This window comes from Agrobacterium sp. H141, from assembly GCF_057158725.1.
The window spans coordinates 1,873,187-1,899,726 of record NZ_CM169893.1; the positions used below are offsets into that span (position 1 = coordinate 1,873,187).

Here is a 26,540-nt window from a genome sequence, read left to right on the forward strand (position 1 = left end):
TTACAATCTAAGGCGCTGAAAAATAGAGTAAATTAGCTATATTTTTTACCCTTCCGATAAAAAAGGCGCACATTGCGCCTTTTAATTTTCGAGAACCGGCAAGATCAGCCCAGATTGAACTCCTGGAAGAAGTCGTTGCCCTTGTCATCGGTCACAATGAAGGCAGGGAAATCCTCAACCTCGATCTTCCACACAGCCTCCATGCCCAGTTCCGGGTATTCCAGAACCTCGACCTTTTTGATGCAATCCTGCGCAAGCCGTGCGGCCGGGCCGCCGATGGAGCCGAGGTAAAAGCCGCCATGGGTCTTGCATGCCTCGCGAACTGCGCGCGAGCGGTTGCCCTTGGCGAGCATCACCATGGAGCCACCAAACGACTGGAACTGGTCGACATAACTATCCATGCGACCGGCTGTGGTCGGACCGAATGATCCAGAGGCATAACCGGCAGGTGTCTTGGCCGGTCCGGCGTAGTAGACCGGGTGATTTTTCAAGTATTCCGGCATGCCTTCACCGTTTTCCAGGCGGTCGCGAATCTTGGAATGGGCAAGGTCACGCGCGACGATAATGGTGCCGGTGAGCGACAGTCTTGTCTTGACCGGATGCTTGCTCAATTCGGCGAGGATTGCCGTCATGGGCTGATTGAGGTCGATCTTGACCATTGAGGATGACAGCGCGGTCTCGTCGATCTCCGGCATGTATTTCGACGGATCGGTCTCAAGCTGCTCGATATAGATGCCGTCCTTGGTGATCTTGCCCTTGGCCTGACGGTCGGCGGAACAGGACACGCCAAGGCCGATCGGCAGTGAGGCGCCGTGACGCGGCAGTCGAATGACGCGGACGTCATGACAGAAGTACTTTCCGCCGAACTGGGCACCGACGCCCATGGACTGGGTCAGCTTGTGGACTTCCTTTTCCATCTCAAGGTCGCGGAACGCATGGCCGCTGTCCGAGCCTTCGGTGGGCAAGTCGTCGAGATAGCGGGCCGACGCCAGCTTGACTGTCTTCAGGTTCATTTCTGCTGACAGGCCGCCAATCACGATTGCCAGATGATAGGGGGGACAGGCAGCGGTACCCAGGGTCAGGATCTTTTCCTTCAGGAAATCGATCATGCGGTCATGGGTCAGAAGCGAGGGCGTGCCCTGATAAAGGAATGTCTTGTTGGCCGAACCGCCGCCCTTGGCCATAAACAAGAACTTGTAGGCGTCCTCGCCCTCTTCGTAGATATCGATCTGGGCCGGCAGATTGGTCTTGGTGTTCTTTTCCTCAAACATCTTCAGCGGTGCGAGCTGCGAATAGCGCAGGTTCTTGCGCTCATAGGCATCGCGTACGCCGGCTGCCATGGCTTCATAGTCGCCGCCATCGGTCCAGACGCGGCGGCCCTTCTTGGCCATGACGATGGCGGTGCCGGTGTCCTGGCACATTGGCAGGATGCCGCCGGCTGCAATGTTGGCGTTCTTCAGCAGGTCGAAGGCGACGAAACGGTCGTTGTCGGTGGCTTCGGGATCGTCCAGAATGGAGGCCAGCTGTTTCAGGTGTCCCGGCCGCAGCAGATGGTTGATGTCTGACAGCGCCGTTTCGGCCAGCAGCCTGATCCCTTCGGGATCGACGCTCAGGATCTCGTTTCCGTTGAAGGATGTGGTTGAAACATAGTCGGATGAGATCTTGCGGTAGGGGGTCGTGTCCTCACCAAGCGGAAACAGGTCGTCAGCCATCGCGGTGCCTTTCGAAATAGCATGCAGGATGGTCTGTGGTTTAAGGGCAGGGCGTTAACAATTCAATGTTCGGGCTGCTCTGCAGATCCCAAGTTTTCGGCATTTCCCTCGATTTGATGAAGCAGAGTGCATTTTTTTTGGCAGACTTGAGCCGCCGATGTAGTAGTGGGGCGTCAAGTTTCAGGAGCTTAGAATTTATGGATACGATGAAGTCTGCCAGCCCGATGTGGCGCCGGTCCATTGTCACGCGGATCTTTGTCGTCTGCTTTGTCTGCATTCACCTTCCCTTGCTCGGTCTGATCGCCAGTCTGAGCCTGCTCGAAGGCGGCGACAATGCACATTCCTTCTTCGTCGTTCTCGGGGCGACGCTTGTTGGTACCGTTCTTTGCCTTGGCATTCTGTGGCAGTTGATTGCTCCGCTGCGCCGGTTGTCGACGGAAATTGCGGCATTCCGGATGATCGGGGAATTCGGCGAGGCTCGGCTTAACAAGCGCGGAGACGATGAGATCGCTGTGGTCACCCGGGCCGTCTGCGGGCTTGTAAGCGAAATTGAAGCGATCGGTGAGCGCAATGACGTGCCGGCGATCACAGACCCATTGAGCGGATTGCGCATGGGGCGTGCGATGCTGGACGAGGGGGAGGACCTGTTCCGCAGATGCCAGGAGGGCAAAGAGCCTCTGAGCCTGATCATCTTCGATCTCGACCATTTCAGAGCGATCAGGGAAGAGCAGGGGCGGGCCATTGCCGACAAGACGCTGGTTGCCGTTGGTGATTTGCTGCGCTCGATGACCGATGATAATTCTCTGTCTGCACGCATGGGCGGCAGCATCTTCATGCTTCTTCTGCCGGAAACGGGGCAGGACGGCGCTTTGGAATTTGCGCAGAAGATCGGCGACAGACTGGATAGTCTGGTGGTCGATCCACTCAAACGTGGAGACCTGTCTGCGAGCTTTGGCGTCAGCCACCTGAGCCCGGAGATGACGTCGGTCGCTGACTTGATCCGCGACGGAGACATGGATCTGTTCAGGGCACGGGAGACCGGTCGCAGCCGCTGGCGGTCTGCATCTTGATGCGCAGCCGGTCCGCAATGACCGGCTGCGTCTAGATTTTCGATACTTACTTGGGCCCGATCATGAGTTCCGGGCGCACCAGTTCGTCGAATTCCTCATTGCTGAGATAGCCACCGCCCACGGCCTCTTCGCGAAGCGTGGTGCCATTCTTGTGGGCGGTCTTGGCGATCTTGGCGCAGGTGTCGTATCCAAGCCGGGAGTTGAGCGCGGTCACCAGCATCAGCGAGTTTTCGACACCCTTCTTGATGTTGTCCTCACGCGCCTCGATGCCAACCACACAATTGTCGGTGAAGGAGCGGGCTGCGTCGCCCAGCAGCTGGACCGACTGGAGGAAGTTGTAGGCCATCATCGGATTGTAGACATTAAGTTCGAAATGGCCCTGGCTGCCGGCGAAGGTGATGGCAGCCTGATTGCCGAAGATATGCGCGCAGACCTGGGTGAGGGCTTCCGACTGGGTGGGGTTGACCTTGCCAGGCATGATCGAGGAGCCAGGCTCGTTTTCCGGCAGAGAAAGTTCTCCAAGGCCTGCGCGGGGGCCGGAGCCGAGAAAGCGGATGTCGTTGGCGATCTTGAAGCAGGCAGCCGCCGCAGCGTTGATCGCTCCGTGCGCAAAGACCATGGCGTCATGGGCGGCCAGCGCTTCGAACTTGTTGGGCGCTGTTATAAAGGCGAGGCCAGTGATGGTGGCGATTTCTTCAGCGACCTTTTCGGCAAACCCTTTTGGCGCATTGAGCCCTGTTCCAACGGCTGTGCCCCCTTGGGCCAGTTCGCAGAGGCCGGGTAGGGTCAGCTCGATCCGCTTGATGGCGGAGGCAATTTGCGCCGCATATCCGGAGAATTCCTGGCCGAGCGTCAGCGGTGTCGCGTCCTGCGTGTGGGTCCGGCCGATCTTGATGATGTGAGCGAAGGCCTTCGCCTTTTCGTCTAGCGCTTGCTGGAGATGCTGCAGGTTTGGTAGCAGATGGCGAACGATCTGTTCGGCACAGGCGATGTGCATGGCCGTCGGATAGGTATCGTTGGACGACTGGCTCATATTGACGTGGTCGTTCGGATGGACCGGCTTTTTCGAGCCCATCTCGCCGCCCAGCATTTCAATGGCGCGGTTGGAGATCACTTCATTCGCATTCATGTTGGACTGGGTACCGGATCCTGTCTGCCAGACCACAAGTGGGAAGTGGTCGTCCAGTTTTCCGTCGATCACTTCCTGCGCAGCGCTGACGATTGCGTTGCCAATTTTCGTGTCGAGGACACCCAGAGACATATTGGCACGGGCCGCCGCCTGCTTGACGATACCAAGTGCGCGCACCACAGATAAAGGCTGTTTTTCCCAGCCTATCTTGAAATTGCCACGCGATCGCTCGGCCTGAGCGCCCCAATATCGGTCGGCTGCGACGTCAATTGGGCCAAAGGTATCCGTCTCGGTGCGGGTGTTTGTCATGGGGTGATCCTTTTTTGAGAACTCCCAAGACAAGATGGTGGGAGACGACCGCAAATCAAGTTGACTGGGCAGGCAAGTGGTGCGCAAGGGCATGTCAGTGCATCCTTGGACTTGCAATCTTTCATACTTCATGATTTATCGAACTATGGACAAAATTGATGCACTGGCAGCGCTTTCGGCGCTTGGTCACGAAGCACGGCTTGAAATTTTTCGTTTTCTGGTACGCGCTGCGCCGGATGGAAAGCATGCGGGCGACGTTGCAAGCCATCTCGATATTCGCGCCAATACATTGTCTGCGCATTTGATGGTGCTCAGCAATGCCGGGCTCATCGCAGGAGAACGGGAAGGGCGCCATATCAGGTATCGTGCCAATCTCGATGCAATGCGCGGACTAATGGCGTTCATGCTGGAAGACTGCTGCGGCGGCTCGCCGGATTTATGCCGTCCCATTCTGGATGAACTGGTTTGCCGGTGCTGAGATAAGCGCGGGCACATGTTTTCGGCTCTCCTCTCCCTCATTTTTCGTTTCAGGATCGACATGAACGACAACGCTTCCCGGTCGCCGCTCGGCTTCTTCGAACGCTACCTTTCCCTGTGGGTTGCCCTTTGCATTGCAGCTGGCGTCGGGCTTGGGCTGGCATTTTCGCCTGCGTTCAGTCTGATCGCATCGCTGGAATATGCCAAGGTCAATCTGGTGGTTGCGGTGCTCATCTGGGTGATGATCTATCCGATGATGGTCAGCATCGACTTTGCGTCTTTGCGGGACGTTGGCAAAAAGCCGAAGGGTCTGTGTGTGACCCTGGTTGTGAACTGGCTGATCAAGCCGTTCACCATGGCGGCCATCGCGGTCTTGTTTTTCGACCACCTGTTTGCCGGTCTCGTATCGCCACAGGAGGGCAGCGAATACATTGCCGGCATGATCCTGCTGGGCGTCGCACCCTGCACCGCCATGGTTTTCGTCTGGAGCCAACTGGTCAGGGGCGATGCGAACTACACGCTGGTGCAGGTTTCGATCAATGACGTGGTGATGGTCTTTGCCTTCGCGCCCATCGCCGCTCTTCTGCTGGGCGTGACCGACGTGGTGGTGCCGTGGGAGACGCTGATGCTATCGGTGCTGCTCTATGTGGTCATCCCGCTTCTGGCCGGATATCTGACGCGCCTGTGGCTGGACCGAAAGCACGACACTCATGCCGTCGAGACCTTCACGGCTGCGCTGAAGCCTTATTCCATCGTCGGACTGCTTGGCACCGTGGTTCTGCTGTTCGGGTTTCAGGCGCAGACCATTGTCGGCTCGCCGCTTGTGATCGTGCTGATTGCCATACCATTGCTGTTGCAGAATCTGGTTATTTTCGTTGTCGCCTATGGCTGGGCTTATCTCTGGCGGCTTCCGCATTCGGTGGCAGCTCCCGCGGCGCTGATCGGAACGTCCAATTTCTTCGAACTGGCCGTTGCCGTCGCCATCAGTCTTTTCGGACTGCAGTCGGGTGCGGCACTCGCAACCGTTGTCGGCGTGCTGGTTGAAGTGCCGGCCATGCTGGCGCTGGTGGCCTTTGCCAACCGGACACGCAATAACTTCGATCTTCGCTCTGCCTGAGTGGCGCTGTTTCGCCACAGGTGTTATCAGTGATTCGGGTCTGTTATTTGAAAGTTAACTAAAGTTTTCTTCAAATGCAGTCAGGGGTGAAAATTATGCGCGCAGACCTCACATTAATTTGAGACATGCGGTACACGTCCCTGACGGATAAAACTTTTCAGCGTGGCGTTAATCGGTTAGCTCTCGGCGTTACGCCATTGGGATTGCTTGCCCGCGAGATGCGTTGTCGGGGCGTCCTGATGAAACAATCAAGAATATGAGGTTCGATAGTGAGCAGGTTCAAGAACAACACCGTCATGGCAGTTGCAATCGTCGGCGCATTTGCCGCGGTGCAGGCAGCGCCGGTCACCGCGCAGGCCACGACGCTTCTTGATCTGTTGCGCGGCGGTCCTGCCAAGGGCGAAAATAACAGAAGCAGGGATCGCGGCATTCAGCCGCTCTTTGGCGGTAGCCGCAATGTCTCGGGTATCCAGGCGGCGATCGATGACTCGGATCCTGAGCCGCTGCCGCGGGTGAGCGGACCGCGCTATTACGACTACAAGGCCGAGGCCATGCGCCTGGTCAAGACCGCAGGTTTCTGGACAGCGCCTGAGCCCGTTGCCGCCGTTGAGAATGTCTCGGCGTCGGGCGCCGACATGACCTCCACGGCGTCAATCGCCGCTCAGCCGAATTCCGATCCGCGTGCGGCGATGGATGGGGTCAAGGTTTATGCCACCGATGATGTCGCCGATGCGGTTGAAGCCTATTACACAAGCGGCAAGCCTTTGATCTGGGTCGATGGCCAAGGACCGAGCGACAAGGCGAAAGCCATGATCGAGGCGCTGGCCGCCGCCGATACAGTGGGCCTCGACCCCGAAGACTATCGCGTCAGCATGCCAGCCACCGCGGATGCGACGTCTGACGTTGACGGACGCGATGCCGCGCTGATGCGTTTCGAGGTGGCACTGTCCACCAAGGTGCTGACCTATGTCCGCGATACCGAACGCGGTCGGATCGATCCCAACAAGCTGTCTGGCTACCACGATTTCAAGCTCAAGAAGGTCAAGCTGACGCCGGTCTTGAACATGATGCGTCTGAGCCCCGATGTTGCCGCCTATCTGCGTCACCGGGATCCGTCCAATCCGCAATTCGAGGCATTGAAGGCCGAACTTGCAAAGCTGCGCGCGCAGGATGCCGGAGCCGGCCCGCGTATCACCATTGCGCCAAAACTATTGTTGAAGCCGGGTCGCAGCGATGCGGAGCTGGCCAATGTCGTGGCGCTCATTCGCAAGAACGCGTCTCCTGAACTCAAGGCCGAAAATTCCGCGGTCCTTGCTGCCTACACCGATACGCCGGAATACACGCCAGAGCTCGTGTCGCTGGTCGAAGGCTTCCAGAAGGAAGCCGGTCTACGCCCGGATGGCGTGATTGGACCTGCGACCGTTCGAGCGCTGGTGGGGCACACAAGCGCAGACAAGATCGAAAAGCTGATCGTGGCGATGGAACAGCTGCGCTGGTTGCCTGACAATCTCGGTGAGCGCTACGTGTTCATCAACCAGCCGGCATTCCAGGCCTATTATTTCGACCATGGCAAGCAGCAGATCGCCATGCGCGTCGTGGTCGGCTCGAAGGCGCACCAGACCTATTTCTTCGAGGACAAGATCCAGACGGTCGAGGTCAATCCTTATTGGGGCGTGCCGCAATCGATCATCATCAACGAAATGCTGCCAAAGCTGCGGGCAGACCCAAGCTATCTCGACCGTCAGGGTTACGAAGTCAGCTACAAGGGGCGGCAGGTGTCCTCCACCCAGGTTGACTGGAACTCCACCCATGCTGTCGATGTGCGCCAGCCGCCCGGCGGTAGCAACGCCCTTGGCGAGTTGAAGATCCTGTTCCCGAACTCGCATGCGATCTACATGCACGACACGCCGCAAAAGGCCTTCTTCAAGCGTGACATGCGTGCACTCAGCCATGGCTGCGTGCGGCTGTCAGAGCCGCGTGTGATGGCAGCCGCCGTCATGGGGACAACAGTCGATGATATCGGTCGCGAGATTGCGCAGGGCCAGAACAAGTCTCTGCCGGTGAAGGGCGATATTCCTGTCTACGTGTCCTACTTTACGGCCTGGCCGCAGAAGGACGGATCGATCGGCTATTACAACGACGTCTACGATCGCGATTCGCATACTGAAAAGGCATTCGAAGTCACGACGGACGCACGCGAAGCCCGCAGTTGAGGAGAGGGGCTTAAGCGCCCCTCACCATCAGTTCGATCAACAGGTCGGGCGATAGCTCGTCATAATGACGGACAATCCGGTCGGCACCCAGTTGATCGACCGGAATATCGGTATAGCCGAACGGGACAGCCACACAGGGAACGGCGGCATTCTTTGCCGCCAGAATGTCGTTGATACTGTCGCCAATCATCACAGCTTTTTTCCGATCGCCTCCGGCCTTCAGGATGGTTCCCGTCAGATGGGCGGCATCGGGCTTGCGCACAGTGAATGTGTCCCCGCCGGTTGTGGCCGCGAAATAGTGGGACAGGCCGAGCCCGTCGATCAACTGCACGGCCAGCTTCTCGGTCTTGTTTGTGCAGACGGCAAGCGTAAAGTTTGCCTCTTTCAGTCTGTCCAGAGCGTCCACGAGGCCTGGAAAGGGTTTGCTCTTGCCCGGCATGTTGGCACCGTAATGCGCAATAAAACGGGCCATCAGCTTGTCGAGTTCTTCAGCTTCGATCGTTTGATCATAGAGTTTGAAGGCGCGTTCAATCATGGTGCGGGCACCCTGGCCCACCAGATGGGTGACGTCGTCGTAACTGACGGGCGGCAAATTGGCCGCTTCAATCGTGTGATTGAGGCTGTCGATCAGATCAGGCGCGGTGTCGACGAGTGTTCCGTCGAGGTCGAATACGATTGTGGGAGCTGGCATGATGTCCTCGTTGGCAACCGGATGACGCATCCGGGGTAGGAGATCATTCTTTAAAAAGCAAGCGCATGCAGGTCGCCAAAGGGGCTTTCGTTTGCACGTTCGGGCGTGTAAACAGCACTCGTCGAAATAGTTGGGAGATGCTGGCGCATGGACGCCCGGCAAATGAAGATCAAGGCCGCAGAAGCGGCGCTGGCGCATGTCGAGGATGGCATGAAGCTGGGCATCGGAACAGGCTCGACCGCGGAGGAGTTTGTCCGTCTGCTGGCCGAGAAGGTTTCGCAAGGGTTTAATGTCGAAGGGGTGCCAACCTCCGAGCGGACCGCGCGTCTTTGCGTGGAACTCGGCGTGCCGCTGAGATCGCTGGACGAGCTTCCTGAACTCGACCTGACAATTGACGGTGCCGACGAGGTCGATCACCAGTTACGGCTGATCAAGGGCGGCGGCGGCGCGCTGTTACGCGAAAAGATTGTGGCGGCTGCGTCGAATCGGGTGATTGTGATCGCCGACGATAGCAAGCTGGTGGAGACACTGGGTGCATTTCCACTGCCCATTGAGATCAATCCCTTTGGTCAGGCATCCACGCGGATCGCCATTGAAAAGGTCGCTTCCCGACTGGGTCTTGTCGGCGAACTGGTCGTTCGTTCATCGCGCGACGTGGAGTTTACGACCGATGGCGGACACCTGATTGTCGATGCATCTTTTGGCCGCATTCCTGATGCAGAGGCCTTATCATCATCGCTCAATTCCATACCCGGAGTCGTAGAACACGGGTTATTTATCAACCTGGCTTCGATCGCCATCATCGCCGGACCGTCCGGCGCACGTGTGCTGGAAGCTGGAAGCAGACAGGAGCTATAGGTTTCATGATTGGTTTTTCGCGCATTGGCCGTGTTGCTTCGGTCGCCATTGTTTTGGGCAGCGTCGTATTGGGCGCAACGGCTCACGCACAGGATGTTTCCGATGAGCAGTTGAAGGAGGCCCGTTCTGCCATTTCCGCACTGGGTTTGACGGACCGGTTCGATACCATTCTGCCGGGCCTGGCTGAGCGGCTGAAGGCGCAGCTGATTCAGGCTTATCCGAACTATCTCGACGAGATTTCCGCGACTGTCGACAAGAAGGCTATTGCGCTTGCGTCCCGTCGTGCCGATCTGGAGAAAGAGGCCGCACTCGTTTACGCAAAGGCCTTCACCACCGAAGAGCTGAAAGGCATTGCCGATTTCTACAGCAGCGATGTCGGCAAGAAGCTGTTGAAGGACGGCCCGATCGCACAACGCGAACTGCTGAAGGCCGCTGATATCTGGGCGTCCGGCATTGCACGGGATCTCAACAAGGAGACCACCGAAGAACTGGTCAAGAATTTGGGCGCACCAGTGAACGCGGATGGCGCTGCAGCCCCGGCTGCTCCTGCAACCAATAACTGACGCTTAACGGCCTTTATGATGAGTGGGGAGCCCGGACACTGTTCGGGCTTTCCCTGTTTGATGATGTGACACTGGAAGGGCCGGGGTGCTGAAGAGCGCTGCCGCGGCCGAAGGAGCTTGTAATGGCAACCTATGACTATGACCTCTTCGTAATCGGCGGCGGTTCGGGTGGCGTTCGTGCCGGACGCCTTGCCGCGGGCATGGGCAAGAAGGTTGCTATCGCCGAGGAATACCGGTTCGGCGGAACCTGCGTCATTCGGGGCTGCGTGCCGAAGAAACTTTTCGTCTATGCCTCACAGTTTCACGAGCATTTCGAGGATGCCGCCGGCTATGGCTGGACGGTGGGCGAGAGCCATTTCGACTGGAAGAAACTGATTGCCGCCAAGGACAAGGAGATCCTCCGGCTGGAAGGTCTTTACCGCAAGGGGCTGGAGAATGCCGGTGCGGAAATTCTGGAGACACGCGCTGAAATCGTAGGCCCGAACACGGTGCGTCTGGTGAAAACCGACAAGGTTGTCTCGGCCGAGCGTATCCTGATCGCCGTCGGTGGATCTGCCAATCCGCACGCGTCCTTGCCGGGTCATGAGCTTTGCATTTCGTCCAATGAGGCGTTCCATCTGGACGAGCTGCCGCGCTCCATCGTGATCGCAGGCGGCGGCTATATTGCGGTGGAATTTGCCAATATCTTCCACGGTCTCGGTGTCGATACCACGCTCATCTATCGCGGTGCTGAAATCCTGTCGCGCTTCGATTCCGATATGCGCCGGGGCCTTCATGCGGCCATGGAAGCAAAGGGGATCCGTATCCTTTGCCATGACGTGATCCAGAATGTCAGCAAGCTGCCGGCGGGCGGTCTCTCGGTTGAGACGAAGAACCACGGAACATTGTCTGCCGGCCAGGTAATGCTGGCCCTTGGCCGTGATCCCAATACCAAAGGTCTGGGGCTGGAGGCCGCAGGCGTTAAGGTCGATGAACGAGGCGCTATCGTTGTCGACGATCATTCGCGGACAAATGTACCAAGCATCTTTGCGCTGGGCGACGTGACCGACCGTGTGCAGCTGACACCTGTGGCGATCCATGAGGCGATGTGCTTCATTGAAACCGAGTACAAGGGCAATCCCACCAAGCCAGACCATGACCTGATCGCGACCGCTGTTTTCTCGCAGCCTGAAATTGGCACGGTCGGTCTTTCCGAGGATGACGCTGCAAAGCAGTATCCGGAACTCGAAGTCTACCGCGCAGAATTCCGTCCGATGAAGGCGACTTTGTCGGGGCGCCAGGAGAAGATGATCATGAAGCTGATCGTCAATGCCGCGGACCGGAAAGTGGTTGGCGCGCATATCCTTGGTCACGATGCCGGGGAGTTGGCGCAGATCCTCGGCGTCACCCTGAAGGCCGGCTGTACCAAGGATGACTTCGATCGCACGATGGCCGTACATCCGACAGCATCGGAAGAGCTGGTAACGATGTACAACCCAAGTTACCGGGTGAAGAACGGCGAGCGGGTATAACCCCGCTCTCTCGTCAGTTCGTCAGGCGAGGCCTTCCGATGACCTTGTTGAAGAGGGCGTTCATGGCGGCGGAAATGCCTTCGCCGGGAGCCACCTCGAAAAAGAGTCCCTCGGAAGCGCACTGCTCCATTCGAGTGGCGATCTGATCCTGGAACGGGCTGATCCAATTATTGTACCAGGCGTTCTTTGGCAGGGGCAGATAGGTGGTGTAGAGCACGGCTATCTGTATGCCCTTGTCTTTTAGCGGCTTGCAGTAGGAGGTATCGATGGGCTCCTGACAACGCGTTCCCGTCGTAGGTTTGGTGCAGGTGTACTGCTTTTTGCTGTCGCCCAAGCCGTCTGAGACGAAGAAAACCACTTTCTGTCGATCGCTGGCCGTGTTGCCTGTTCCACCAGTGCCCATGATCGTCTTCAACTCAGACAGTGCGTTGTCGAAGTCGGTGGTCTGGTCATTGTTGTAATTCTGCTTGGGTATCGACATCAGGTCGACCGCCGAGGCGTAGCTGCTGACCGTCTGCATGTTGGAACTTAATCCGCTCACCTTTGTCAGTTTGGCTTCTTCAGCCTTGGCGCCGAAGGTATAGACGGCCATGCGGTATTGATCACTCAGGATCATGCTGGCGGCAGCAGTATCCGTCAGCTCTTTCGTTGCCTCTCGCACGACATCGATCCGCATGTCGATCTTCAATTTCTTGGCGAGGTTATAGTAGTTGTTGCTGTCGGACTTGTCGTGGCAGGCGAAAGCGCAGCTGTCGGGCGTATTTCGCTCCAATGCGCTGATGTCGTCCGGAGTGGCGCCAACGCCCATGGACGGGGTGTTATCCAGCAACATGTAAAAGTCGATATAGGAACCAAGCGTATTGCTTGCCGTCGCCGTTCCACCGGTGGTGATCGTCTGCTTGCCGATGACCTTCAGAAGTGTGGTCGGAATGGTTGCCGTAAAAGTTACGTGTGCCGTGAGTTCGCGACCGACTTTTGTAAGCTCGACTTGAACGTCGTCCAGTATTTCTTCGTCGGGATCGGCCATCTGACCCAAAAACATGCGGCGGGCGTCTTCCTGGCCGATTGTCGTCGCCGCGCTATTGCTTGCGAGAGCGGCCTTCACAGCGGGCGATTTGGCGGCAATGGCACCGATTGCCGCTGCATCTGCGGCGTTTTGCAATTCGTTACGCAAGTTGAGCGCGCGCTGGACATCGATTGCCACGCCTACGGTGCCGAGAAGGGGGACAAGCAGCAGCGCGGTCATGATGCCGAAATTACCGGATCGATCGTGCAAAAGACGCATGATAAATGGGCGCATGGACTACCACCTAAACAGCAAACAAGAGCGTATCTTCATGACACCAAATGGCGCGCCTGCATCGGCGCACAGAATTTAAATAGATGTATTTCTTTTGCCTTAATTACTCTTTAAAATTGTAGATCCATTTGCTTGCTTTCGATCGTTTTTTGTCTTCAGATCTTTCTGTCCCTGCCTTTCGTAATCCTGGCTATTCAAGCTGCCTAAGTCCCCAAGTGAAGATTTGCGCGTGGGTCGGTTCTGTCCTGGTATCGAGCATCCCCGACCGCAAATTCGTGCCCATAAGGCGCCATTCTTTAGAAAACTACGGCTTTGCAAGCGGAGTATTAGCGACTATAAGCCGGCAATTCAGCGTGGCCGGGGTACGGCCGCCTACCGGCATGAACTAGCAGGTGATGACCATGGCACAGAATTGGACTCCAAGCAGCTGGCGGCACAAGCCGATCAAGCAGGTTCCGCTTTATCCCGACGATGCGGCGCTGAAAGCAGCCGAGGCGCGGCTTGCCAGCTATCCACCGCTTGTTTTTGCAGGGGAGGCACGTCGTCTCAAGAAGCATCTCGCCAATGTGGCCGAAGGCAACGCATTCCTGCTGCAGGGTGGTGATTGCGCCGAGAGCTTTGCCGAGCATGGTGCCGACAATATTCGCGACTTCTTCCGCGCGTTTTTGCAGATGGCTGTCGTGCTGACTTATGGTGCCCAGCTGCCCGTGGTCAAAATTGGGCGTATTGCCGGTCAGTTTGCAAAGCCGCGTTCTTCCGATTTCGAGAAGCAGGGCGATGTCGAGCTGCCAAGCTATCGTGGCGATATCATCAACGGTATCGAGTTCACGCCGGAAGCACGTATTCCGAATCCTGAACGTCAGATCATGGCCTATCGCCAGTCTGCGGCGACGCTGAACCTGTTGCGTGCGTTCGCGATGGGCGGCTATGCCAACCTGGAAAACGTACACCAGTGGATGCTGGGCTTCGTCAAGGATAGCCCGCAGGCCGAGCGGTACCGCAAACTTGCCGACCGCATCTCTGAAACCATGAATTTCATGCAGGCGATCGGCATCAATGCCGACAACCAGCCGAGCCTTCGCGAGACCGATTTCTTCACCAGCCACGAAGCGCTGCTTCTGGGCTATGAAGAGGCGATGACGCGTGTGGATTCCACGTCCGGCGACTGGTACGCCACATCTGGTCACATGATCTGGATCGGCGACCGGACTCGTCAGGTCGATCATGCCCATGTCGAGTTCTGCCGTGGCATCAAGAACCCGATCGGTCTGAAATGCGGTCCTTCTCTCGAGGCCGACGATCTCATCAATCTGATCGATGTGCTGAATCCGGCCAATGAGGCCGGACGTTTGACGCTGATCTGCCGCTTCGGTCACGACAAGGTTGCTGACCATCTGCCACGGCTCATCCGTGCGGTTGAGAAGGAAGGCCGCAAGGTTGTCTGGTCCTGCGATCCGATGCACGGCAATACGATCACGCTCAACAACTACAAGACACGCCCGTTCGAGCGCGTCCTGTCTGAGGTCGAGAGCTTCTTCCAGATTCACCGGGCTGAAGGTACCCATCCAGGTGGCGTTCACATCGAGATGACCGGCATGGATGTGACCGAATGCACCGGCGGTGCCCGTGCGCTTTCGGCGGAAGATCTGCAGGATCGTTACCACACCCATTGCGACCCGCGCCTCAATGCCGATCAGGCATTGGAGCTGGCCTTCCTTCTGGCGGAACGCATGAAGGATGGTCGCGACGAAAAGCGCGTCATGGCCGCCAACGGCTGATACTGGGCCGGTTCAACCCTGCTTAAGTGATGTTGCAGCTCTTTGAATTTGACCAACCGGGCCGGCTTCCCCAAGCTGGCCCGGTTTCATTTTGAAGGGGTGCGCATGCAAGACAATCATCACGGTTCGTGCCTTTGCGGTGCCGTTCGTTTTCAAACGTCAGGGCCGCTGCGGGAGGTGATCGCCTGCCATTGTTCGCAATGCCGAAAGCAGACGGGGCTATATTATGCGGCCACCGATGTGGATACAGATCGCCTGACCATCGAGGGTGAGGACTGTATCGGATGGTATCGTGCGAGCCCGGATGCGCGGCGCGGTTTTTGCAAGACCTGCGGTTCAGCGTTGTTCTGGGTCGCAGATGGAGCGCGGCGGATTTCGATCCTGGCGGGAGCCTTTGAACAACCCAGCGGCCTCACCTTCGGCTACCACATCTATTGCGCCGACAAGGGGGATTTTTACACGATTGACGACGCACAGGCCCAGTATCCGGCTGGGCGCCCGTCCTAGCCTTTGGCTTGGTCGAGCTTTTCGGTCAATCGGCCAACCTCTTCGCGAAGCGCTGCCAGTTCGGTCAGTACCTGCATGTCGATCTTCTGGTGAAGCGCCAGGACGCCGAGCTCTGCCTTGAGGTTGACTTCGTAGTCCTTGGTTGCCTCGAAACGGTCGCGCTCGGCCTGGCGGTTCTGGGACATCATGATGATGGGCGCCTGGATGGCGGCAAGCATGGAGAGGATCAGGTTCAGGAATACAAAGGGGTAGGGATCGAATGCGTCACGGGTGAGGATGACGACATTGATAATCGCCCAGCCGCTTAGGAACAGAAAGAAGAAGATGATGAAGCCCCAGGAACCGCCGATCTTGGCGATCTGGTCGGCCAGCCTGTCGCCGAAGCTGGAGCGCGCCGTGAGCTCGGCATTGACGTCGGTCGCAACGACCAACCGGTTCTTCGTCCGCTCGACCACCAGTCGTTCTGCGGCACTGAGCTGCTCGGCGGCTTTGCCCAAGTGTTTCTGGAAGAATTCCGGTCCAAGCATGTTCATTGTCCATTAGCAGTTGAAGCGCCTGTTGACGGCATACGCCATGAATGAGCGTGCTGACAATCCGGTTTCACCTTGGCAGGCGATCTCTGCTCAGCTGGCTGGCAGAAGCTGTCCCTTTGGGAAAAATTTCCCCGTGCTGAAGCCCTCGCCGAAGATGGTGTCATATTGCACAAGGCGATAATCATTCAAAGCGGGATCAGCCACAGGAGCCATCAGCCAGTCGGGATGGCCTTCGCCTTTCTTGTCGACCAGCATATAGCGATCGACCACGTCGTAGCGTTCATGAACCCTGCCAAGCAAGCCCGTATAGAAGGGATGTTCGAAGCCCGCGAGCGCCAACAAATGCATAGGTAGCTGCGAGGGGCTGACAGCGCCGAGATCTTTCTTGGTGCCGGTTTTCGAAGACCAGATCACAAGCGGCGTTTCATGTTCTCGGGCCATCTGTTCGACATCGGCACGTCGGTCGGCGACCTGATCTTTCATGTAACCGCTTTCGGGGTAAACCGTTCTGAGCGGAGGAAGGTGGTCGCCGAAGATCATAATGATGGTTTCGCGGTCACGCTTTTTTGCCCATTGCATCAGGTGTTTCAGGCTATCGTCGGCCTCTCGCACGCCTTGCGAATAGGTTGCAAGGATTGCCTTGCTGCCGTCAGACAGATCCGGTCCGTTGATGGCGATGGTATTGTTCTTGTAGCGGCCTGCCTCATAGGGGCCGTGGCCCTGAAGCGTGACGGCGAAGAAGAAGAACGGCTTGTCGGTGCTGTCGGCGTTCTCGATCAATTCGGCAGTCAGTGCCTCGTCGGAGGCGAAGATGCCGCGCTTTTCCATTGGCGGCATGTTTTCTTCCGACAGGAAGTTGTCGAAGCCCAGCGCATCATAGACATTGCCACGGTTCCAGAACCAGCTCTGGAAGGGATGGAAGGCCTTGGCGGCATAGCCTTGCGACTTGAAAAAAGTGGCAAGCGAGGGCAGCGGGCGACGGATATATTGCTGATAGGGAATGCTGCCGGTGGGCAGGAAGGCATTGGAAAAGCCGGTGAGCGCCTCGAATTCGACATTGGCGGTCATCCCGCCGAATTCCGGCGAGAACATTGTCCCGGACTGGTTGGCGCGGATGACCGGCATTGGATCAGGCGTCAGCCGCACCGAGGTAATCCGCGTCGGATCCCAAAGCGACTCGCTCATGATCATGATGACGTCGGGCTTCTCCGAGGACGTCGAAACTGCCGCAGGAGAGACTGGCGTGGAGGGGATCTGGTCGATTGCCGTGGCATCATAGCCTTGGGGCGGCGCGACATTGGCCATCGGGATATTGAAGGCAAAGGCGAACAGGAAGCCGTTCTGCCTGTAGTTGGCCTTCTGGTCCCACATCATGGGAATGATGTTGAGTTGGTCCCGCAGCGGCGAATATTTGGCATAGTCGAGCAGTGGCACAAAGCCGGCGATCAGGGGAATGGCCACGGCCAGACGGGCCAGTTTTCCCTTGGTGGAAATCGGATTGAAGTTGCGTCGTGCGAAAACCCACAGATAGACGATCGAGGCGACAGCGAGCACGGTTGCCACGCCATAGCCGAACGCGGCCAGTGGACGATCCGCCACCATGGCCGGCATCAGTTCGAAAATCTGGCGGCCGAACAGCATGTCGCTCGGATAGAGCGGATCTGACAGAAACATTTGTTTCTGGCTCGATATGAAGGCTGGCAGGATGGCCAGCGGCATCAGGATCAGCGCGGCCTGATGGGCGCGACCGAGCAGCGCATCAAGAGCAATATAGAATACGAACAAGAGGCCGATTGCGGCAAGGCCCGGTCTGTCTGGTGAAAACAGATAGGTTCCCACGTCATCGAGCGTGCCGCGCGCGATCCATTCCATCAGGAAGACGGTGGTGAAGGACAATGCCAGCGAATTCAACAGACATAGGCTGCTGGCGAAAAAACCGGCGTGACTGTGCGTTGGTATCGCTGATTTCAGCGCTGGCTGTTTTACGAGTACGGGGGCGTTATCGGTGGCAAACTCGGCCAACGCAGTCTCCAGGTTCAGTCGGAATGAAAAATATGAGCGGTGTCATACAAGTGTCATATAACTGTCATGAACGCTAGATGAACGGAGGCTATGGGACGCCCGTTGGAGTAAATTATTTTGCGCTGCGTTACAGGCTTTGCGGTCCGGGCAGTCCTTCGTCGTTGCGAAGCGACAGGACACGCGCTAGAGGATTGGCATGGCTGAGCAAAAGACTGTTACCGACACACTTCGTATCGCAATCGCGCAGGGCAATCCGACCGTTGGCGATGTCGCCGGAAACCTTGCCAAGGCGCGGGCTGCGCGGGTTGAGGCCAAGGCCAATGGCGCTGACCTCGTGGTATTGCCCGAGCTTTTCATCTCGGGCTATCCGCCAGAGGATCTGGTGCTGAAGCCTTCATTCCTGGCGGCCTGTCAGTCAGCCGTCGATGAACTGGCTGCCGATACAGCCGATGGCGGCCCGGGCGTGATCATCGGTTTTCCCCGTCAGGGTGAGACAGGCCGGCACAATTCCGTGGCGCTGATCGATGGCGGCAAGATCCTGGCATTGCGCGACAAGGTCGATCTGCCCAATTACGGCGAATTCGACGAGAAGCGGGTTTTCGAGGAAGGCTCGATTTCAGGTCCCTTCAATTTCCGCGGTGTTCGGCTCGGTATCCCGATCTGTGAGGAAATCTGGAACGATCTGGGTATCTGCGAGACGCTGGCGGAAGCCGGCGCCGAGATCCTGATCGTGCCGAATGGCTCGCCTTATTATCGCGGCAAGCTCGATGTGCGTCATCAGGTGGTGTTGCGACAGGTAATCGAGAGCGGACTGCCGCTTCTGTTCGTCAATCAGCTTTGCGGCCAGGACGAACTGGTCTTCGATGGCGCAAGCTTTGCCTTCAACTCAGACAAGACGCTGGCATTCCAGATGAGCCAGTTCGAGGAGACCTTCTATGTCTCGACATGGCGTCGCGAGGAGGACGGCTGGTGCTGTGACAAAGGCCCGATGTCACAGATTCCAGAAGCGGAAGAAGCGGATTACCGTGCCTGCATGCTGGGTTTCCGTGACTATGTGAACAAGAATGGTTTCCGCAGCGTCGTGCTGGGACTGTCCGGTGGCATCGACTCGGCCATTTGCGCGGCCATTGCGGTCGATGCACTGGGTGAGGAGCGCGTGCGCACGGTCATGCTGCCCTATCATTATACCTCCGAGGATTCGCTTAAAGATGCGGCCGATTGCGCCAAGGCTCTTGGCTGCCATTACGACATCGTGCCGATTGCGGAACCTGTAGAAGGCTTCCTGACCGCACTTGGCGAAATGTTCGAGGGCACGGAAAGTGGCGTGACGGAGGAAAACCTGCAAAGCCGCACGCGTGGCACGATCCTGATGGCGATCTCCAACAAGTTCGGTTCGATGGTCGTGACCACCGGCAACAAGTCGGAAATGTCGGTCGGTTATGCGACGCTTTACGGCGACATGAATGGTGGCTTCAATCCCATCAAGGACCTCTACAAGATGCAGGTCTATGCCATTTCTGCCTGGCGCAACGCGCATGTGCCGCCGGGAGCGCTTGGGCCGTCTGGGGAGGTTATCCCAGCCAATATCCTGACCAAGGCACCTTCTGCGGAACTGCGTCCCGATCAGACGGACCAGGATTCCCTGCCACCTTATCCGGTTCTGGATGACATTCTGGAATGCCTGGTGGAAAAGGAGATGTCGGTTGAAGACATCATTGCGCGGGGGCACGAGGTCGCGACGGTCCACCGCATCGAGCACCTGCTTTATCTGGCGGAATACAAGCGTCGTCAGTCGGCGCCGGGCGTGAAGATCACCAAGAAGAATTTCGGCCGTGATCGGCGCTATCCGATTACGAACCGGTTCCGGGATCGTGCATGAGCGATCGTACCGAGGGTCCGGGCGTTCGGACCGCGATGCCTGAATTCTCGCAGGCTGAACGAGACTATATCTTTTCCGTCTCGGCGAGCGAAGAGGGGCGCAGCTCGCTCTTCGGTGTGGTGTCGGCCTTTGCCTATTATGCGCCGGCAATCGCCATCGGTGCCTATGGCTTATGGGACGGCGACTTCAAGGTGCTCGGCATCGGTTTCCTGACATTGGTCGCCAGTCTCGTATGGGGCTTTGCGGGCGAGTGGGGTCGCCGCAACGCGTTGCAGACGGGCGTGGCGATTGTCGTCAAGCTGCGGCGTGCGCTGGAACAGCCAACCAGTTTGTAGGCGAATTTGTTATTGGGGAGGGATTATGCGCAGTTCGGTTGAGATCTACGACATGGAGACGCGCGAGTGCGAGGTGGTCTGGCAGACAGACGATCTTGTCGAAGCGCCGAACTGGTCCCGCGACGGCGAATTCCTGATCGTCAATGGAAATGGGCTGCTCTACGCGCTGCCGCTCGGCGATGATGACGCCGAGCCCGAGTTGATCGATACCGGTCTCGCGGTCCGGCTCAATAACGACCATGGACTGTCACCCGACGGCGCATCCATTGCCTTTTCGGATGAGACGCTGTTTGGCAAGTCCTGCATCTATATTCTTGGTGATGGAGATGAGGAGCCGCGTCAGATCACTGCCAATATGCCATCCTATTGGCATGGCTGGTCACCGGACGGACGGGAACTCGCCTATTGCGGTGCGCGCGATGGTGCCTTCGACATCTATACGATTTCGGTCCGTGGTGGCAGCGAACGGCGACTGACTTTCGGTGAAGGCCATAATGACGGCCCGGACTATTCGCCGGATGGCGGCTGGATCTATTTCAATTCCAGCCGTACCGGTCCGATGCAGATCTGGCGTATGCGATGCGATGGATCCGGACTGGAACAGCTGACATCGGACGGACACGGCGATTGGTTCCCGCATCCTTCGCCCAATGGCGAGAAGGTTCTCTTTCTATCCTACGATCCGGATGTCTCCGGCCATCCTCGCGACAAGACTGTACGGCTTCGATTGATGGATGCAGATGGCGGCAATGTCGAGACGCTGTTCGAGTTCTTTGGCGGGCAGGGCAGCATCAACGTGCCCAACTGGTCTCCCGACGGAACAGCATTCGCCTTTGTCCGCTATTTCCCCGAATAGATAGGCCGGTGTCGTTGCCGGCGCTTTGCGTTTGCCGTGCTTCGCGCTAAACCAACGTTGTCTGGTGCCCGCGCGAGCGGGAGAATCGGGAAGCCGGTGGAAATCCGGCGCGTGCCCAACGCTGTGAGGCTGATGCACGATCGGGAGTTTCCTGGAAACTCAGGCCACTGGTCTTGCGACCGGGAAGGCGATCGGAGCAGATGATGCCGAGCCAGAAGACCGGCCGGACACGATAGGCTTTGCCTGTGCGGACAGCAGGCGGTCGCAGCATTGTTGGGGATTTGACGATGCACGACGAACCACACGATCATTTCGTGCGGGCAGGGGCTTTTTGCGTTGAAGAACGCAACGCCGTCTACCGCGCCATCCATACCCGCCGTGATGTGCGGGATCAGTTTCTATCCGATCCATTGCCCGATGCATTGATCACTCGACTGCTGGAGGCGGCCCATGCCGCACCGTCCGTCGGGTTCATGCAGCCGTGGAATTTCCTGGTCGTGCGCGATGCTCGGATGCGGGAGGCGGTCTGGCATGCCTTCAGCCGTGCCAATGATGAAGCGGCAGAGATGTTCTCTGGAAGCCAGCGTGACAGCTATATGCAGTTGAAGCTCGAAGGCATCCGCAAGGCGCCGGTGGGAATCTGCATTACTTGCGATCCAACGCGCGGCGGTCCGGTTGTGCTCGGTCGCACGCATAATCCACGCATGGACAGCTATTCCACCGTTTGCGCCGTGCAGAACCTGTGGCTTGCAGCGCGTGCGGAAGGAGTGGGCGTCGGGTGGGTCAGTATCTTTCGCGATGCGGATTTGCGCGCGATCTTCGGCATTCCGGAGCATGTCGAGATCATCGGCTGGTTCTGCCTTGGCTATGTCGACAAGCTCTATGATCAGCCGGAACTGGCGCTCAAGGGCTGGCGGCAGCGCTTGCCGCTTGAGGATCTGGTGTTCGAAGAGCGATGGCCCGATGGAGACGGCTGAGCGAATTCGCCTATTGTACGGGTTGCGCGCCTGACAGTGCCGGGTGCTTCAGGTCGATGCTGCTTGTTTCCTTGGGAAGGAAAGCCGGGCCGACCTGCCTTACGGTGCTGGTGCTCGGATCATAGGGGCGCTCCATCGGATCGATGGTGATTTTCTCAGGTGCGATTTTGTCAGGCATGGTCTTGATCGGGGTAATGGCGGAATAAGCCGCAGCGGTGCTCTGCTGACGGTTGGCGTAGCTCAGCGCCTTTTGATGGAAGGCTGTCAGGTTGCAGCCGCAGGCCTTGTCGTCACCGGTCTTGCGGTGGAGATAGGCAAAGGCGCTCGGAAGGTCGCGATAGGGCCGCCCGGTGGACGCTGAGACCATATCCGCGCTCTCCTGGCTCAGCAGGGAGTGATAGTAGAGCTCAGTCTGGGTGCCGGGGCACATATTATCGCAAAGTCCGGCATCGCGTCCGAACATGGCCGGTGTCGCGTTGGACGATATCGGAAAAAAGGCACCGTCGCAGGTGCGCACGCACATGGTTCTAAGTGTTCCGCCCTGACCCTGCAGGCTGGCACGCCACCCGTCGATTGCGTAAGAGTTGCGCATGGCGTCGTCCGGTATCCGCAACGTTCCTGCCGGCGACGAGGCCTGCTCGTCCGCCAAAGGCTGTTCTATCTCATGTCCGGGGAGCGCGTTGCAGCCGTTCTCATCCAAGGCCTTCAGCAGGCGGGCACGCAGGGAGTTGGGAATGGCGCGTCCCTCCTTCAGGCTGTCGCGCTTTTCCTCCAGAATCTGTCGGTTCTGCTGCATGCGTTCCAGTGAGGACGTCAACGTATCGCAAGAGGAATTGCCGTTTGGGCCGAAGGTGACAATGCTGGAGTTGTCGCAACGCAGGCGGCGAATATCCTGCTTTGTCTTGCGGATTTCGAATTTCTGCCGGGCAATTGCGCTGGAATAGCTTCGGATCTCGGCATTGTCGGCGCTTACTGTCTGGGGTGCCGATACCAGTCGATCCCGCAGCCTGTCACAGACCACTGTCGCGTTGGCGGCAGCAGGCAGCGCCACCAATGTGGCAATCATCAACAGCAGGGTGTCACGACCTACAATCACGTGGCTTTCCCGTTTGGCCCTATGCGTCATGCATTGTTGCAGACATCATAAGACTTTGCCGTGTTCTCGCCAACCGCCCAGCGTATTTTACGTTAACGACGGTTGGTCAGAGCGTGAAGGACGGTCCTCAGTCCGGCTGAGAGGCTTCGACCACGGCAAGTGCTGCCATATTGACCACGCCGCGCGATGTGACTGATGGCGACAGGATGTGGGCCGGCATTGCAGCACCCAGCAGGATTGGGCCGACATGCAGGCCTTCCATCATCGTCTTCATCAGGCCGAGCGCGATATTGGCGGCATCCAGGTTCGGGAAAACCAGCAGATTGGCCTCGTCGGTCAGTGAACTGTTTGGCATGACGCGGCTGCGCAGAAGCTCGGAGATCGCCGAGTCGCCATGCATTTCACCGTCTGCTTCCAGTTCGGGTGCGACGTTGCGGATAATGCCCAGGGCTGCGCGCATCTTGCGGGCACTTTCGGAATCGCGCGAGCCGAAGTTGGAATGCGAGAGAAGCGCGGCGCGCGGCGTGATGCCGAAGCGACGGATTTCGTTGGCGGCCATCACCGTCATCTCCGCCACTTCCTCCGCACTCGGATTGTATGTGACATAGGTGTCCGTGAAGAAGGTCGCGCCGCGTGAGGAGATCAGCAGGCTGAGGCCGGAGAAATCGATAATGCCGGGCTTCTTGCCGATGATCTGACGCACATCGCGCAGATGGCGATCGTAGCGACCTTCTACGCCGCAGATCATCGCATCTGCTTCGCCACGCTTGACCGACAATGCGCCAATGACCGTCGAATTGGTACGCACGATTGTGCGGGCTGCCTCAGGCGTGACACCCTGACGGCCGACCAGTGCGAAATAATCGTCGACATATTCGCGGAAACGCGGATCGCCTTCCGGGTTGACGACCGGGAAATCGACATCCGGGCGGATGCGCAGACCGAAACGCTTGAGGCGCGTTTCGATGATCTGCGGACGCCCGATCAGGATCGGTTGAGCTGTGTTTTCTTCCAGCAGAACCTGTGCGGCGCGCAGCACGCGTTCGTCTTCACCTTCGGCAAAGATCACGCGCTTGCGGGTGGCAACCTTGGCGCTGGCAAAGATCGGCTTCATGATGAAGCCGGAGCGGAAGACAAAGCGGTTCAGCTGATCGAGATAGCTGTCGTAATCTTCGATCGGCCGCAGTGCCACGCCGGAATCGGCTGCGGCCTTGGCGACAGCTGGCGAAATGCGCAGGATCAGGCGCGGGTCAAAGGGCGAGGGGATCAGGTAGTTGGGACCAAACACCGGTGTCTCGCCGGTATAGGCGCGGGCGGCAACTTCGGAGACTTCCTCGCGGGCAAGGGCTGCGATGGCACGTACGGCGGCCATCTTCATCTCTTCGTTGATCGTGGTCGCGCCGCAATCGAGTGCACCCCTGAAAATATAGGGGAAGCACAGAACGTTGTTGACCTGATTGGGGAAGTCGGAGCGCCCTGTGCAGATCATGGCATCGGGTCGTGCCTCGCGCGCCAGATCCGGCATGATTTCCGGGTTCGGGTTGGCAAGCGCCATGATCAGCGGTTTGTCTGCCATGCGGGCCAGCAGTTCGGGCTTCAAGACACCGGCTGCAGACAGGCCAAGAAAGACGTCGGCGCCGTCGATGGTCTCGGAGAGCTGGCGCTTGTCGCTTTCCTGCGCATAGACAGACTTCCATGGATCCATCAGCACTTCGCGGCCAACATAGACAAGGCCTTCGATATCATGGACCCAGATGTTTTCGCGCCTGACGCCCAGGAGCACCAGCAGGTTGAGGCAGGCAAGCGCCGCGGCGCCGGCCCCAGAGGCGACGATCTTGGCGTCCTCGATATTCTTGCCGGCCAGTTCCAGCGCATTCAAAACGCCGGCAGCGACGATGATTGCGGTGCCGTGCTGGTCGTCGTGGAAGACCGGGATATTCATCTTGGCGCGCAATTGCTGCTCGACCTCGAAACATTCAGGTGCCTTGATGTCCTCAAGGTTGATGCCGCCGAAAGTGGGCTCGAGCGCGGCCACGGTGTTGACCATTTCGTCGACCTGGACGGCGTCGATCTCGATATCGAAAACGTCAATGCCGGCGAATTTCTTGAACAGGACCGCCTTGCCTTCCATCACCGGCTTGGATGCCAGCGGGCCGATATTGCCAAGGCCCAGAACGGCCGAGCCGTTCGAAATGACGGCGACGAGATTGCCGCGCGCGGTGTAGTCGGCCGCGGTTTCAGGGTTGTCGCGGATCGCAAGGCAAGGGGCCGCGACACCGGGTGAATAGGCAAGAGCCAGATCGCGCTGGTTTCCGAGCGGCTTTGACGCCTGGATCTCAAGCTTACCGGGGCGCGGATAGCGGTGATAGAAGAGTGCCTGCGCGTCCAGATCACCCGTTTCGGGGCCGGATTGCTGCTTGGATGTGTCTTTCGAGGTCATTCTGTCACCGAGATCTTGTCTATTGCCTTGTCACTGTCACTCCATACACCAATTGGGCGGAATGGCGAGTATTGGATTACAGCCAAGTGTGTTGCCGAAACGTGTATTCCTTCGCCTTCAGGGCTGTTTTCCACCGGAATCGGCTCACTGGAGCCTGCAACCGCCCTTCAACTGCCGCTTGTCATCTTCCTGATACACGAGTCTGGTTTTCAAAACGCGACATGGACCATCGTTGAGAGGATGACGCCCGTGAGCGCAGACATCGAAACCCGGCACTTCAGAACATTGTTCATATCGGACGTTCATCTTGGCTCCAAAGCTGCCAAAGCCGATTTCCTGTTGGACTTTCTGAGAACCCATGAAGCTGACACGATCATCCTGGTCGGGGACATCATCGATGGCTGGCGCCTGAAGCGCAGCTGGTACTGGCCGCAGAGCTGCAATGATGTGGTGCAGAAGCTGCTGCGCAAGGCCCGAAAAGGTACGCGCATCGTCTATATTCCGGGCAATCACGACGAATTCCTGCGGGCCTTTCCGGGCACGCATTTCGGCGGCATCGAAGTGGCGCACCGGATGATTCACGAGACGGCAGACGGAAAGAAATATCTGGTCCTGCATGGCGACGAGTTCGACATGGTGGTTCGCAATGCCCGACTGCTCGCTTATCTTGGTGACTGGGCCTACGATATGGCAATTGCGATCAATGTGGTTGTCGCGGCCGTTCGTCGTTATCTGGGCATGCCTTACTGGTCCTTTTCGGCCTGGGCCAAGCAGCAGGTGAAACAGGCGGTGAATTTCATCGGTGAGTTCCAGCGCGTTGTCGCCGAAGAAGCGCGAAAAAATGACGTGGATGGCGTGATCTGCGGCCATATTCACCACGCGGTGATGGAGGATATTGACGGTATCCACTACATCAATACCGGGGATTGGGTTGAAAGTTGCACTGCCGTTGCCGAGAACCAGGACGGCACATTCGAGATGATCAATTGGGGCCATCTGATCGGCGCGGCAAAGCCGATCGCGGCTTTGCCGGCACCGCAATCACAGATGCCGGTCCAGGTCGAGACCGCCAAAGTGTCCGATATACAGGCCGCCTGATTCCCGTCACCGTCTTGCGGGCACGCGTTATCGGGGCTCTGCGTCAGGTGGCGAGGCGCTATCTGTTGC

General features: G+C 58.0%; 22 protein-coding genes and 1 riboswitch. Of the genes, 14 read left to right on the forward strand and 8 right to left on the reverse strand.

Annotated features, from left to right (window positions below):
• Positions 1-104: 104 nt before the first annotated feature.
• The gene (locus ACWPM9_RS08575; protein ID WP_484757400.1) at positions 105-1,712 is read right to left on the reverse strand and encodes a fumarate hydratase; all 1,608 of its coding nucleotides are present in this window, start codon (positions 1,710-1,712) and stop codon (positions 105-107) included.
• 197 nt (positions 1,713-1,909) lie between these two features.
• Between ACWPM9_RS08575 and ACWPM9_RS08580 the strand changes: the two genes are divergently transcribed.
• The gene (locus ACWPM9_RS08580) at positions 1,910-2,782 is read left to right on the forward strand and encodes a GGDEF domain-containing protein (RefSeq protein WP_484757401.1); all 873 of its coding nucleotides are present in this window, start codon (positions 1,910-1,912) and stop codon (positions 2,780-2,782) included.
• Positions 2,783-2,828: 46 nt separating this feature from the next.
• Here the strand turns inward: ACWPM9_RS08580 and fumC are convergent, their stop codons facing one another.
• Positions 2,829-4,220: a class II fumarate hydratase gene (gene fumC / locus ACWPM9_RS08585; protein ID WP_484757402.1), complete on the reverse strand. Its 1,392-nt coding sequence runs from the start codon at positions 4,218-4,220 to the stop codon at positions 2,829-2,831.
• A 145-nt stretch (positions 4,221-4,365) separates the two neighbouring features.
• Here fumC and ACWPM9_RS08590 point away from each other — a divergent pair, with 145 nt between their 5' ends.
• The 3 genes from ACWPM9_RS08590 (at position 4,366) to ACWPM9_RS08600 (ending at position 8,027) form a co-directional block, all read left to right on the forward strand.
• Positions 4,366-4,698: an ArsR/SmtB family transcription factor gene (locus ACWPM9_RS08590; RefSeq protein WP_484757403.1), complete on the forward strand. Its 333-nt coding sequence runs from the start codon at positions 4,366-4,368 to the stop codon at positions 4,696-4,698.
• Between the two features lie 60 nt (positions 4,699-4,758).
• Entirely contained in the window at positions 4,759-5,814 is a 1,056-nt protein-coding gene (arsB, locus tag ACWPM9_RS08595; protein WP_484757404.1) for an ACR3 family arsenite efflux transporter, read from the forward strand.
• Positions 5,815-6,110: 296 nt separating this feature from the next.
• Positions 6,111-8,027, forward strand: coding sequence for a L,D-transpeptidase family protein (locus ACWPM9_RS08600; RefSeq protein ID WP_484757625.1), 1,917 nt, complete (start codon positions 6,111-6,113; stop codon positions 8,025-8,027).
• A 10-nt stretch (positions 8,028-8,037) separates the two neighbouring features.
• Here the strand turns inward: ACWPM9_RS08600 and ACWPM9_RS08605 are convergent, their stop codons facing one another.
• Positions 8,038-8,718: an HAD family hydrolase gene (locus ACWPM9_RS08605; RefSeq protein WP_428187048.1), complete on the reverse strand. Its 681-nt coding sequence runs from the start codon at positions 8,716-8,718 to the stop codon at positions 8,038-8,040.
• Between the two features lie 147 nt (positions 8,719-8,865).
• Here ACWPM9_RS08605 and rpiA point away from each other — a divergent pair, with 147 nt between their 5' ends.
• The 3 genes from rpiA (at position 8,866) to gor (ending at position 11,650) form a co-directional block, all read left to right on the forward strand.
• The gene (gene rpiA / locus ACWPM9_RS08610) at positions 8,866-9,576 is read left to right on the forward strand and encodes a ribose-5-phosphate isomerase RpiA (RefSeq protein ID WP_428187047.1); all 711 of its coding nucleotides are present in this window, start codon (positions 8,866-8,868) and stop codon (positions 9,574-9,576) included.
• Between the two features lie 5 nt (positions 9,577-9,581).
• The gene (locus ACWPM9_RS08615) at positions 9,582-10,139 is read left to right on the forward strand and encodes a DUF2059 domain-containing protein (RefSeq protein ID WP_484757405.1); all 558 of its coding nucleotides are present in this window, start codon (positions 9,582-9,584) and stop codon (positions 10,137-10,139) included.
• A 122-nt stretch (positions 10,140-10,261) separates the two neighbouring features.
• Entirely contained in the window at positions 10,262-11,650 is a 1,389-nt protein-coding gene (gene gor, locus ACWPM9_RS08620; RefSeq protein ID WP_484757406.1) for a glutathione-disulfide reductase, read from the forward strand.
• A gap of 13 nt (positions 11,651-11,663) precedes the next feature.
• Here the strand turns inward: gor and ACWPM9_RS08625 are convergent, their stop codons facing one another.
• Positions 11,664-12,950 carry a pilus assembly protein TadG-related protein gene (locus ACWPM9_RS08625; RefSeq protein WP_484757407.1) on the reverse strand — a complete coding sequence of 429 codons (1,287 nt, stop codon included), beginning with the start codon at positions 12,948-12,950 and terminating at the stop codon, positions 11,664-11,666.
• 401 nt (positions 12,951-13,351) lie between these two features.
• Here ACWPM9_RS08625 and ACWPM9_RS08630 point away from each other — a divergent pair, with 401 nt between their 5' ends.
• The gene (locus ACWPM9_RS08630) at positions 13,352-14,728 is read left to right on the forward strand and encodes a class II 3-deoxy-7-phosphoheptulonate synthase (protein ID WP_428187043.1); all 1,377 of its coding nucleotides are present in this window, start codon (positions 13,352-13,354) and stop codon (positions 14,726-14,728) included.
• 105 nt (positions 14,729-14,833) lie between these two features.
• Positions 14,834-15,235, forward strand: coding sequence for a GFA family protein (locus tag ACWPM9_RS08635; RefSeq protein ID WP_428187042.1), 402 nt, complete (start codon positions 14,834-14,836; stop codon positions 15,233-15,235).
• Here the strand turns inward: ACWPM9_RS08635 and ACWPM9_RS08640 are convergent.
• Entirely contained in the window at positions 15,232-15,768 is a 537-nt protein-coding gene (locus tag ACWPM9_RS08640; RefSeq protein ID WP_428187041.1) for a DUF1003 domain-containing protein, read from the reverse strand. The two genes, ACWPM9_RS08635 and ACWPM9_RS08640, sit on opposite strands and share 4 nt — an antisense overlap.
• A 90-nt stretch (positions 15,769-15,858) precedes the next feature.
• The gene (locus tag ACWPM9_RS08645; RefSeq protein WP_484757408.1) at positions 15,859-17,790 is read right to left on the reverse strand and encodes an LTA synthase family protein; all 1,932 of its coding nucleotides are present in this window, start codon (positions 17,788-17,790) and stop codon (positions 15,859-15,861) included.
• Between the two features lie 196 nt (positions 17,791-17,986).
• On the opposite strand from ACWPM9_RS08645, the gene ACWPM9_RS08650 reads away from it, so the two are divergent.
• The 4 genes from ACWPM9_RS08650 (at position 17,987) to bluB (ending at position 21,837) form a co-directional block, all read left to right on the forward strand.
• Complete coding sequence (locus tag ACWPM9_RS08650) at positions 17,987-19,669, forward strand: NAD+ synthase (RefSeq protein WP_484757409.1); 1,683 nt, start codon at positions 17,987-17,989, stop codon at positions 19,667-19,669.
• Positions 19,666-20,004: a hypothetical protein gene (locus ACWPM9_RS08655; RefSeq protein WP_484757410.1), complete on the forward strand. Its 339-nt coding sequence runs from the start codon at positions 19,666-19,668 to the stop codon at positions 20,002-20,004. The genes ACWPM9_RS08650 and ACWPM9_RS08655 overlap by 4 nt, the downstream gene beginning before the upstream one ends.
• A gap of 25 nt (positions 20,005-20,029) precedes the next feature.
• Complete coding sequence (locus ACWPM9_RS08660) at positions 20,030-20,860, forward strand: TolB family protein (RefSeq protein ID WP_484757411.1); 831 nt, start codon at positions 20,030-20,032, stop codon at positions 20,858-20,860.
• 45 nt (positions 20,861-20,905) lie between these two features.
• Positions 20,906-21,102: riboswitch (cobalamin riboswitch) on the forward strand.
• 45 nt (positions 21,103-21,147) lie between these two features.
• On the forward strand, positions 21,148-21,837 hold the full coding sequence (gene bluB, locus ACWPM9_RS08665) for a 5,6-dimethylbenzimidazole synthase (RefSeq protein ID WP_428187036.1): 690 nt from the start codon (positions 21,148-21,150) through the stop codon (positions 21,835-21,837).
• 10 nt (positions 21,838-21,847) lie between these two features.
• On the opposite strand, the gene ACWPM9_RS08670 is transcribed toward bluB, so the two are convergent.
• Together ACWPM9_RS08670 and ACWPM9_RS08675 are read right to left on the reverse strand one after the other, a co-directional pair.
• The gene (locus ACWPM9_RS08670) at positions 21,848-22,933 is read right to left on the reverse strand and encodes a DUF2865 domain-containing protein (RefSeq protein ID WP_484757412.1); all 1,086 of its coding nucleotides are present in this window, start codon (positions 22,931-22,933) and stop codon (positions 21,848-21,850) included.
• A 127-nt stretch (positions 22,934-23,060) separates the two neighbouring features.
• Positions 23,061-25,373, reverse strand: a complete 2,313-nt coding sequence (locus tag ACWPM9_RS08675) for an NADP-dependent malic enzyme (RefSeq protein ID WP_428187034.1) — start codon at positions 25,371-25,373, stop codon at positions 23,061-23,063.
• A gap of 240 nt (positions 25,374-25,613) precedes the next feature.
• Between ACWPM9_RS08675 and ACWPM9_RS08680 the strand changes: the two genes are divergently transcribed.
• Positions 25,614-26,471 (forward strand): UDP-2,3-diacylglucosamine diphosphatase, encoded by an 858-nt coding sequence (locus ACWPM9_RS08680; RefSeq protein WP_484757413.1) that lies wholly within the window; start codon positions 25,614-25,616, stop codon positions 26,469-26,471.
• Positions 26,472-26,540: the final 69 nt, after the last annotated feature.